This is a genomic window from Lactobacillus delbrueckii subsp. delbrueckii DSM 20074 = JCM 1012, from assembly GCF_001433875.1.
GTDB classification, from domain to species: Bacteria; Bacillota; Bacilli; order Lactobacillales; family Lactobacillaceae; genus Lactobacillus; species Lactobacillus delbrueckii.
The window spans coordinates 18992-27967 of record NZ_AZCR01000017.1 but is presented as its reverse complement, the minus strand read 5'-3'; the positions used below and the strand labels follow the sequence as shown (position 1 = coordinate 27967).

The 8976-nt window shown below is 51.5% G+C and carries 7 protein-coding genes and 1 pseudogene; 6 read left to right on the top strand and 2 right to left on the bottom strand.

Annotation, left to right across the window (positions count from 1 at the left end):
* Positions 1-175 precede the first annotated feature (175 nt).
* Entirely contained in the window at positions 176-574 is a 399-nt protein-coding gene (locus FD23_RS04180) for a uroporphyrinogen decarboxylase/cobalamine-independent methonine synthase family protein (protein ID WP_025895665.1), read from the bottom strand.
* A 231-nt stretch (positions 575-805) separates the two neighbouring features.
* Positions 806-2011, bottom strand: a complete 1206-nt coding sequence (locus tag FD23_RS04175) for an aminotransferase-like domain-containing protein (protein ID WP_052933622.1) — start codon at positions 2009-2011, stop codon at positions 806-808.
* Between the two features lie 123 nt (positions 2012-2134).
* On the opposite strand from FD23_RS04175, the gene FD23_RS04170 reads away from it, so the two are divergent.
* The 6 genes and pseudogenes from FD23_RS04170 (at position 2135) to FD23_RS04145 (ending at position 8934) form a co-directional block, all read left to right on the top strand.
* Positions 2135-3049: a LysR family transcriptional regulator gene (locus FD23_RS04170; RefSeq protein ID WP_025895663.1), complete on the top strand. Its 915-nt coding sequence runs from the start codon at positions 2135-2137 to the stop codon at positions 3047-3049.
* Positions 3050-3282: 233 nt separating this feature from the next.
* Positions 3283-4980: an arginine--tRNA ligase gene (gene argS, locus FD23_RS04165; protein WP_025895662.1), complete on the top strand. Its 1698-nt coding sequence runs from the start codon at positions 3283-3285 to the stop codon at positions 4978-4980.
* Positions 4981-5199: 219 nt separating this feature from the next.
* On the top strand, positions 5200-5673 hold the full coding sequence (locus tag FD23_RS04160; RefSeq protein WP_002879191.1) for an arginine repressor: 474 nt from the start codon (positions 5200-5202) through the stop codon (positions 5671-5673).
* An 11-nt stretch (positions 5674-5684) separates the two neighbouring features.
* On the top strand, positions 5685-6884 hold the full coding sequence (coaBC, locus tag FD23_RS04155) for a bifunctional phosphopantothenoylcysteine decarboxylase/phosphopantothenate--cysteine ligase CoaBC (protein WP_013439373.1): 1200 nt from the start codon (positions 5685-5687) through the stop codon (positions 6882-6884).
* A gap of 127 nt (positions 6885-7011) precedes the next feature.
* Positions 7012-7982 (top strand): annotated as a pseudogene (locus FD23_RS04150) (amidohydrolase family protein).
* A gap of 1 nt (position 7983) precedes the next feature.
* Positions 7984-8934 carry a 2-hydroxyacid dehydrogenase family protein gene (locus tag FD23_RS04145; RefSeq protein ID WP_052933623.1) on the top strand — a complete coding sequence of 317 codons (951 nt, stop codon included), beginning with the start codon at positions 7984-7986 and terminating at the stop codon, positions 8932-8934.
* Positions 8935-8976 lie beyond the last annotated feature (42 nt).

Below are 8976 nucleotides of genomic sequence, written 5' to 3'. Positions count from 1 at the left end.
CGAACACAGTAGTTAAGCTTCTTAACGCCGAAAGTAGTTGGTGGGAAACTGCCTGCGAGGATAGGAAGCTGCCGCGCGAATTAAGAGTCAGACGGAAGTCTGGCTCTTTTTGTTTTCTCTCTTTCTTCTTCTTACCAAGTAAAAAGCCCTCCATTTAGGAGGGCCTGAGAGCATATTAGGCATTAAGACTTTCGACCAGTTCATGAACCAGGTCGAGCTTACGCCACTGTCCTTCTTCGCTGATTAAATTGCTGGCTTCTGTTGAGGCAAAAACGTATTGGGTAGCAATGCAGATCTGCTTTGGATCAACGTGCTTATTGGCTTCCTCCAGGCGCTTAAGTAAGACTTCCTTGTCTTCCAACTCGTCTGACTGGGTGTTGACCAAGCCAAGCACGATCTTTTGCCCCTGCCGCTTTTCTAAAAGTGCGAAGTTACAGTATTTTTCATCATCGAATTCCATGAAGAAGCCGCTGAAGGGTAGCTGGAAGATGGTGTCGACCAAGCCATCATATTTGGCGTCATAGAATTTCTTTGACCGCAGGTTGCCCTGGCAGAAATGCAGGGTGATGTCCATGTCAGCTGGCTTAGAGGCTAGGATTTCCTTGGCAGTTTCAAAGAAAAACTGCCGTACTTCTTCCGAATCAAAGCCGACCTGGTGGATCTTATTTTTTAAATTAAAATTAGGGTAAGATTGAAAGAATAGAAATTGCTTTTTAGCCAGAAAATAGCCTACAATAGATTGACAGATAGTTAGCCGCAAAAAGCCGCCCAAGTCTTGGACAGTTGCAAATAGTATTTACTTTATCTAGATTGACATTTTCAGCTGGGCCGGGCTGAGGATTCTGCCTAAGCGCTCAGCTCCTTCATCGATCTGGCTGAGGCTAGAGCCGGTGAAGCTGACCCGGAGGCCGTTATTCTTGTCCCAGTTAGGATAGAAGCTAGCCGAAGGCACGTAGATGAGGTGCTCTTTTGGCACGGCTTCATTAAGCAAAAGCTGTCTGGTATCAATTTCATCGTCCAGTTCAACCCAGAAGAAGAAGCCGCCTTCCGGCTGGCTGATCTTGGCATCAGCTGGCAGGTAAGTCTTTAAGGCTTTAGCCATAGCATCCAGCTTGACCCGGTAGACCTGCTTCAACTGATCAATATGCTGGTCCAGGTCATTGTCTGCAAGGTAGGCAGCTACGGTACCAGCAGCTAAGTATGGCACTTCCAGGTCAGCTGACAATTTCAGGTTGACCAGCTGTTCCTTGATTTCCAGACCAGCTACCAGCCAGCCTAAACGGAAGGCTGGGGAAAGAATCTTAGAGAAGCTGGACAGGAAAATCACTCTGCCTTCCGTGTCAAAGCTCTTGATGCTTGGCAGGCTTTCCCCATGATAGCACAGGTCCCGGTAAGGGGTGTCTTCCAAGATGACGAAGTTGTAGCGGTTGGCCAAGTCAACCAGGCGCTGGCGCTTGGTCAGGGACATGGTGATCCCGGTTGGATTGTGGAAGTCTGGCACCGTGTAGAAGAGCTTGATTGCCGGGTGCTCTTTCAGCACTTCTTCAAAGTAGTCCAGGTTGACCCCGTCGTCTTCCAAAGGAATTTCATGGTAGACTGGTTCGTAATTGTCAAAAGCAGCCAGGGCGCCGACATAGCTTGGTGCTTCAACGGCCATTTCGTCGCCTGTCCCCAGGAAAAGCTTGGCCACCAGGTCGATCCCTTGCTGGCCGCCAGCCGTCAGCAGGATGTCATCAGCGTTAGCCTTGATTCCCTGCTGCCCTGCCCGGTTTGCCAGGTAGTCGCGCAAGTTGTCTGGCCCCTTAACGTCGTGGTATTGGAAGGAGTGGGCCTGTTCCTGGTCAACGGCCTTCTGGTAAGCAGCTTGCAAAGCCTGGCTTGGGAAGAGGCTTTCGTCCGGGCAGCCGCCCCCAAAGGAGATGTTGTCGGAAAAATTGCTTTCCGGGAAGAGCCCTTGTAGGCGGGATGGATTTTGAGTTTTGATTCTTTTGGCAAAAAGCTTGCTTAACATTTTTCTTTGCTCCTAAATTATATTGTCATTTCCGCGTTGACTATATTATAATTGCTGGAGTAAGAATAATAAAACTAAACTTTTTTGGTTTTAAGTGAAATATTTTCATGTTAGGAGGGGCAAATGCTGCCATTTCCATATCTAGTCTTCCAGACAGTGATCGACCAGGGAACCTTCAACAAGGCTGCCGCAGTCTTGAACGTGACCCCGTCGGCCATCAGCCACTCGGTCAACCAGCTGGAAACCGAACTGGGCTTTCCGGTCTTTGTTAGGTCAAGAAACGGGGTTAAACTGACCCCGGATGGGGAGAAAATCCTTCCCTTGATCCATGAAATCATCAATGACCAGAGCCGACTGGAGCAGGTCGCCCAGCAGATCCAGGGCCTGGACACCGGTTTGATCCGGATCGGGGCCTTCTCTTCGGCCTGCATCAACTGGCTGCCGCCTTTAATCCGGAATTTTGCTAAAAAGTACCCCCAGATCAAGATTTCCGTCCGCCAGGCTGGCTTCAGTGAAATTACCCAGGCTGTGAAAAGCGGCCAGCTGGACCTGGGCCTGACCATGCTGCCGGAAAATGAGCAGGGGATTAGCTGCGAAAAAATTCTGGAAGACGAAATCTACTGCATTGCCCCCAAAGACTTCCAGGTCAAAAACGGCCACAGCGTCAGTGAGGAAGACCTGGTCAACTGCAACTTTATCCTCCAGCAAAGCGACTACGACCTGGATACCAAGGCCGCGCTTGACCACTACTCAATTAAGTCAACGGCTATTCGCTTTTCTATCGACGACCAGTCAATCGTGGCTATGGTGGAAGCGGGCCTGGGGCTGGGGATCCTGCCGGCTTTGGCCCTGCAGAAGATGCAGGGGGAAGTCAGAATCCTGCCTTTCAGCACTCCCTTTTACCGGAAGATCGCCCTGGTAACCTCAAACCAGCAACGGCTGGCTCCTTCAAGCAGGCAGATGATCAAGAACGTACATGAACTGATCAGACGCCAGTATCCGGGCGGGCGCTTGACGATGGAAGCGGAAAGCGCATAGAATGCATGCAGTCTGTATAAATAGTATAATGAAATTGTTAAAATCTGTTGTCATATCCTCTAATCTCTTGCTATAATATACAGAGTAAAAATAAATGAGACTACAAAGCGTTTTGTCACACTCCATGAGATTAGTAGGAAGCATAAACTAAAATTTGCATCAGCGATGGGTCAAGCGGGCGCTGAGTAATTTTTATTCAATTTTTTAGACATAGGAAATAAAGAAGGTATTTTATGAACGGTAAACAACTTGTTGCAGAAGCTTTACAGGCGGTTTTGCCTGACTGGTCACTGGATGACATTGATGTCAAGATTGAACGGCCAAAGGACGAAAAGCTGGGGGATTACGCTTTTCCAACCTTTACTTTAGCCAAGACCATGCGCAAGGCGCCAAACCTGATCGCGGCTGAACTGGCTGAGAAGATCGACCAAGGCAGCTTTGAAAAGGTGGAAGCAGTTGGCCCATACATCAACTTCTTCCTGGACAAGAGCCAGACCGGGGCGGCCATCTTGCAGGAAATCCTGGCTGACCCTGAAAACTACGGTGCCCGTGACCTGGGCCACGGCCGGAACGTTTTAACTGAATACTCATCACCTAACATTGCCAAGCCAATGGGAATGGGTCACCTGCGGTCAACCATGATCGGTGAAGCTATTGCCCGCATTCTGGCCAAGGAAGGCTTCAAGCCGATCAGAATCGATTACCTGGGTGACTGGGGCACCCAATTCGGGAAGATGATAGCTGCCTACAAGATGTGGGGCAACGACGCCGACATCGAAAAGGACCCAATCAACACCCTTTTGTCTTACTATGTCCGAATCAACCGGGAAGCTGAAGAACACCCGGAATACGATGAAGAGGGCCGGGAATGGTTTTCTAAGCTGGAACACGGCGATGAAGAAGCCAAGCGCTTGTGGAGCTGGTTCAGAGAAGTTTCCCTGGAACGGTTCAAGAAGGTTTATAACATGCTGGACGTTCACTTCGACTCCTTCACTGGTGAAGCCTTCAGTGCCCAAATGATGGATGAACCAATCCAAATCCTGCGGGAAAAGGGTCTCTTGGTTAAGAGCCAAGGTGCTGAAATCGTCGACCTTGAAAAGTACAACCTGCCGCCTTTGATGGTTATCAAGAGTAACGGGACTTCAACTTACATCACCCGTGACCTAGCAACTGCCATGTACCGGAAGAAGACTTATGGCTTCTACAAGTCCATCTACGTTGTCGGCCAGGAACAGGAAGTCTACTTCCAGCAGCTGCGTGCCTGCTTGAAGGAAATGGGCTTTGACTGGGCTGACGACATTGTTCACATCAGCTTCGGTCTGATGAGCATCAACGGCCAGAAGATGTCTACCAGAAAGGGTAACGTCGTTAACCTGGAAGACGTTTTGAACGAATCAGTTGACCTGGCCCGCAAGCAGATTTCTGAAAAGAACGTGGGCTTGAAGAACGCTGACGAAGTTGCCAAGCAAGTCGGTATCGGAGCGGTTGTCTTCCACGACTTGAAGAACTACCGCCGCAACCCAGTCGACTTCAACCTGGAAGAAGTCGTTAAGTTCGAAGGTGAAACCGGCCCTTACGTGCAATATTCCCGGGCCCGTGGCGAAAGCCTCTTGAGAAAGAGCGGCATTACCGACTTCTCAGACGCTGACTTGACCAAGATCGGTGCTGAAGAATGGGACCTGGTCTCCTTCATGGGCCGCTACGCCGACACCATCCAAAAGGCCATGGAAACCTACGACCCAAGCGCAATTGCCAAGTACGCCCTGGAATTGGCCAAGCGCTTCAACAAGTACTACGCTCACACCAGAATTTTGGTTGATGACGTTGACGAAGATGTCAAGAAGGCTCGTTTGGCCGTTGTCCAAGCGGTCAGCCATGTCATCAAGTCAGCCCTGGACTTGCTGGATGTCAAGGCACCAGACGAAATGTAGTTTTTCATTTTACATAAATGATATTAAATGCCTTGAACTTGCTTCAAGGCATTTTTTATTGGCTAATGTCAATGTTGTTTGGGATAATTGCAGAAAAAATTGATCGAAGAAAGTCGGATAATTCAAGAAGAATTAAATAACAGCTTTATTGAAATATAAAAGTGCGTTAAAATTAAAGGTATCTAAAACGCTTAAATATAATATTAAGGGGAAATAATTATGAATTACAAAGAAAGAAGACAGCTGATTTACGAACTGATTCAGACCAACAAGATTGAAACCCAGGAACAATTGCTGCTCTTGTTGCAAGCCCATGGCGCGAACGCGACCCAGGCTACTATTTCCCGGGACATTCGCGCCTTGCACATCAGCAAGGTGCCAGATGATGACGGCCGCAGCTACTACGTCAAGGCGCCATCAGCTGCTGTTAACCGGGAAAGGCAGCTGAAAGACGCGATCCGCGAACGGGTGGCAACTGTAACTGCCGTTCAGTTTACCGTTGTCATTCAAACCAGCATGAAATTGACTTACGCGCCAATTTTGGCAGGATTAATTGACGATATTGACAACGATGACGTGGTCGGCACGATCGCCGGGACTGATACTCTTTTGGTTATCTTGAAGGACGCTGAAGCAGCTGCCAGCTTCGCGGACTGGGCACAAGCCATCGTTAAGGAACGCAAAATCTACTAAGGCGAGCGATAATGGCAAGAATTTCGGTCTATATGACTGGCGGCATAGCTGCCTATAAGGCCGTGAGCGTTGTCCGGGGCCTGCAGAAGGCGGGCCATGAAGTCCGGGTAGCGATGACGGCCAAGAGTGAACGTTTTGTTGGTCCGGCAACTTTGGCGGCCTTAACGAAATGGCCGGTTTTAGACGACTTGTTCAGTCCAGGCCGGCAGGCGGAAATCGCCCATATCGACTTGGCTGACTGGAGCCAGCTGGCCCTGGTCGTGCCGGCTGATGCCAATATCTTGGCCAAGCTGGCCCAGGGGATCGGGGATGATGCCGTTTCAACCACCCTTTTGGCCTTACACTGCCCGCGCTTGATCGTGCCGGCAATGAATAGCCATATGTGGGAAAATCCTGCTGTACAGCGCAATCTCCGCTTGTTAAAGGAGGGCGGCGACCGGATCATGGAACCGGCCGTGGGCCGACTGGCTGAAGGCTATGCCGGCAAGGGCCGGATGCCGGAAGCTGAAGAGATCCTGGCCTGGGTTAATGACCAGCTTGACTTGCCAGCCAAAGGCAAGCGAATCGTCGTCACTGCGGGGGGCAACCTGGAAGCTATTGACCCGGTCCGCTTTATCGGCAACCGGTCAAGCGGCAAGATGGGCTTCCGCTTGGCAGAGGCCGCGGCCAAAAGAGGGGCCGAGGTGGACTTGATTTACGGCAACGTCTCAGTTTCCCTGCCAAGGGATGCCCGGATTCACCTCCATCCCGCCCTGTCGGCCCAGGCCATGCTGGAGAAGCTGGAAGAACTTTTCCCGGCTGCTGATGCCCTGTTGATGGCGGCAGCCGTCAGCGACTGGCGGCCAAAGGAAGCCGCTGACCACAAGCTAAAGAAGCAGGCCGGGGTAGAGGAAATAACCCTGCAGCTGGTCAAGAATCCGGACCTGTTAAAGACAATGGCCCAAAAGAAAAGGCCGGACCAAGTGGTCATCGGCTTTGCGGCTGAAACTAATGACCTTCTGGCCAATGCCAGCCGGAAGCTGGCAGAGAAAGGCGCTGACTTGATCGTGGCCAATGACGTCAGCGGGGATGCCTTTGGCGGCGACGAGGACCAGGTAACGATCCTGGAACAAGGCAAGGAGCTGGACCCTTGGCCGCGGATGAGCAAGCAGGCCGTGGCTGACCGCTTGCTCGAACTGACTTTGGCTAGGCTGGCAGAAAAGAAGAATTAAAAGAAATGAAGTAAGAGGCCTTTTACCTGGTGAAAGACCTTTTATTTTTTTCTGAAACTTTTGCTAAATGAACCGCTTTCACTATACTAAGGGTAAGAGTTTCGCGAAAAAGATTGGAAGACGAATAATGAAGAAAATTGATGCCCACCTGCACCTGGTGCGGGACCTGGCTAGCTACAAGGGAAATGGCCGCAGCAATGCCTTGGGAAATGGCCTGGTTGTCTGGGATAGCGGCATTAAGCCCCGCCTCTCGCCGGCTGGGGTGATGACGCTTTTCGAGCAGACGCCGCCAGGAAAGTAATGGAAGACCATGATGTGGCCAAGGGCGTCCTTTTGCAGGGAAGCCTGTATGGCTTTCAAAATTATTACAGCTGGCAGGCAGCCAAGGCCGCCCCGGACCGCTTTGCCCCGGCTTTTTCCGTTGATCCCTTTGCCAGTGAAGCGGAAAAAATCGTCAAGCGCCATGTTGAAGACCTGGGCTTTCGGGCTTTGAAACTGGAAGTCAGCCAGGCCGGCGGCCTTATGGGCTACCATTTGTCTTTTGACTTGGCAGAAGACGACCGCTTGGGCAAAATTTTGGACTATCTCAGTTCTTACCCAGTCTTCGCGGTGGCCGTGGACTACGGCGACAGCAACCAGGCCAGCCACCAGCCCCGGTCCTTGGCCCGGCTGGCTAAGCGTTATCCAGATTTGGACTTTGTCCTCTGCCATTTGTCTTTCCCAAAGCCTGGCAAGTTGGACTTGCTGGAAAAAGAACTGGCTCTTTTTGCTCCTTTGCCGAATATCAGCTTTGACCTGGCCGCCCTGCAAGACATCGCGGATGAGCAGACTTATCCTTACCACTTCTGCCAGGAAGCGGTGGGCCTGGCCAAGGAAATCGTGGGGGCCAAAAGGCTCTTATGGGGCAGCGACGCGCCCTGGTCAGCCACTTTCAATGATTACGGCCAGCTTTATTCCTGGCTGGAAGACGCAGGGATTTTTTCAGAAGCGAAATTGGCTGATGTTTATTATGGCAACGCGAAAAGAATTTATTTCAAGGCAGACCACGTGGCGGCTTTAAAGGCCAGCCGCGATCCGCTGTTTGAGGGAGATGCTTAAGATGGAAAATGCAAAAGTTTTGGTGGCGGGCCTGGCGGTCAAGCAGCTGCCCGAATTGGAAAAAGTATGTGAAGTGACCTTTGCTCCGGCAGGTGCCGGCAAGGACTGGTACCTGGCTAACCTAGGGGATTTTGATGCCTTGATCACCGGCAAGCTGCCAGTTGACCAGGAACTTTTGGACGCGGGCAAAAAGCTCAAGATCGTTTCCGCGACCGGAGTTGGCTATGACCATATCGACGTGGACTATGCCAGCAGCCAGGGGATCATCGTCTCCAACTGCCCGGCCAGCGTCATGCAGCCGACGGCGGAAATGGCCTTTACCCTCCTTTTGGCTCTCAGCCGGAAATTGGCCCTCTACAATCAAGAGATGCGGCAAGGGAACTTTTTGGACACAGGCTTGCTCGAAAACCAGGGGCAGAGCCCGGTCGGCAAGACCCTGGGCATCTTCGGCATGGGGAGAATCGGCAAGACCCTGGCCAGCTATGCCCGGACCTTCGGGATGAATATTCTCTACCACAACCGCCACCAATTGCCGGAAAATGAAGAGCGGGCCCTGGGAGTCAGCTACGTGCCCTTTGCCGACCTGCTCAGCCAGGCCGACTATGTCAGCTTGAACGCTCCGGCCACGGCGGAAACCTACCACGTGATTGATGAAGCAGCCTTGAGCATGATGCAGCCGACGGCCTTTTTGATCAATACTTCCCGGGGCAGCCTGGTCGATGAAGCGGCGCTTTTGCGGGCCTTAAAGGGCAAGCGGATTGCCGGGGCGGGCCTGGACGTGTTTGAAGAAGAACCGGACTTCAACAAGGAATTCTGCCAGATGGACAATGTGATTTTGACCCCGCATGCCGGCAGCGCTACCCGTGAGTCCCGGCGCAACGTCTTGAAAGAAGCCAGCCACAATATTGTCTCCTTCCTGGTCGACGGAGTGCCGGTCAACCGGGTCAACTAAAAGATGCTTTTGCATCTTTTTCGTTATCATTAAGTGTTAGCT

Coding starts and splice junctions, on each gene's coding strand:
- FD23_RS04145 (WP_052933623.1), top strand. CDS start 7,984: ATGGAAAATGCAAAAGTTTTGGTGGCGGGCCTGGCGGTCAAGCAGCTG.
- FD23_RS04180 (WP_025895665.1), bottom strand. CDS start 574: ATGGACATCACCCTGCATTTCTGCCAGGGCAACCTGCGGTCAAAGAAA.
- FD23_RS04160 (WP_002879191.1), top strand. CDS start 5,200: ATGAATTACAAAGAAAGAAGACAGCTGATTTACGAACTGATTCAGACC.
- argS (WP_025895662.1), top strand. CDS start 3,283: ATGAACGGTAAACAACTTGTTGCAGAAGCTTTACAGGCGGTTTTGCCT.
- FD23_RS04170 (WP_025895663.1), top strand. CDS start 2,135: ATGCTGCCATTTCCATATCTAGTCTTCCAGACAGTGATCGACCAGGGA.
- FD23_RS04175 (WP_052933622.1), bottom strand. CDS start 2,011: ATGTTAAGCAAGCTTTTTGCCAAAAGAATCAAAACTCAAAATCCATCC.
- coaBC (WP_013439373.1), top strand. CDS start 5,685: ATGGCAAGAATTTCGGTCTATATGACTGGCGGCATAGCTGCCTATAAG.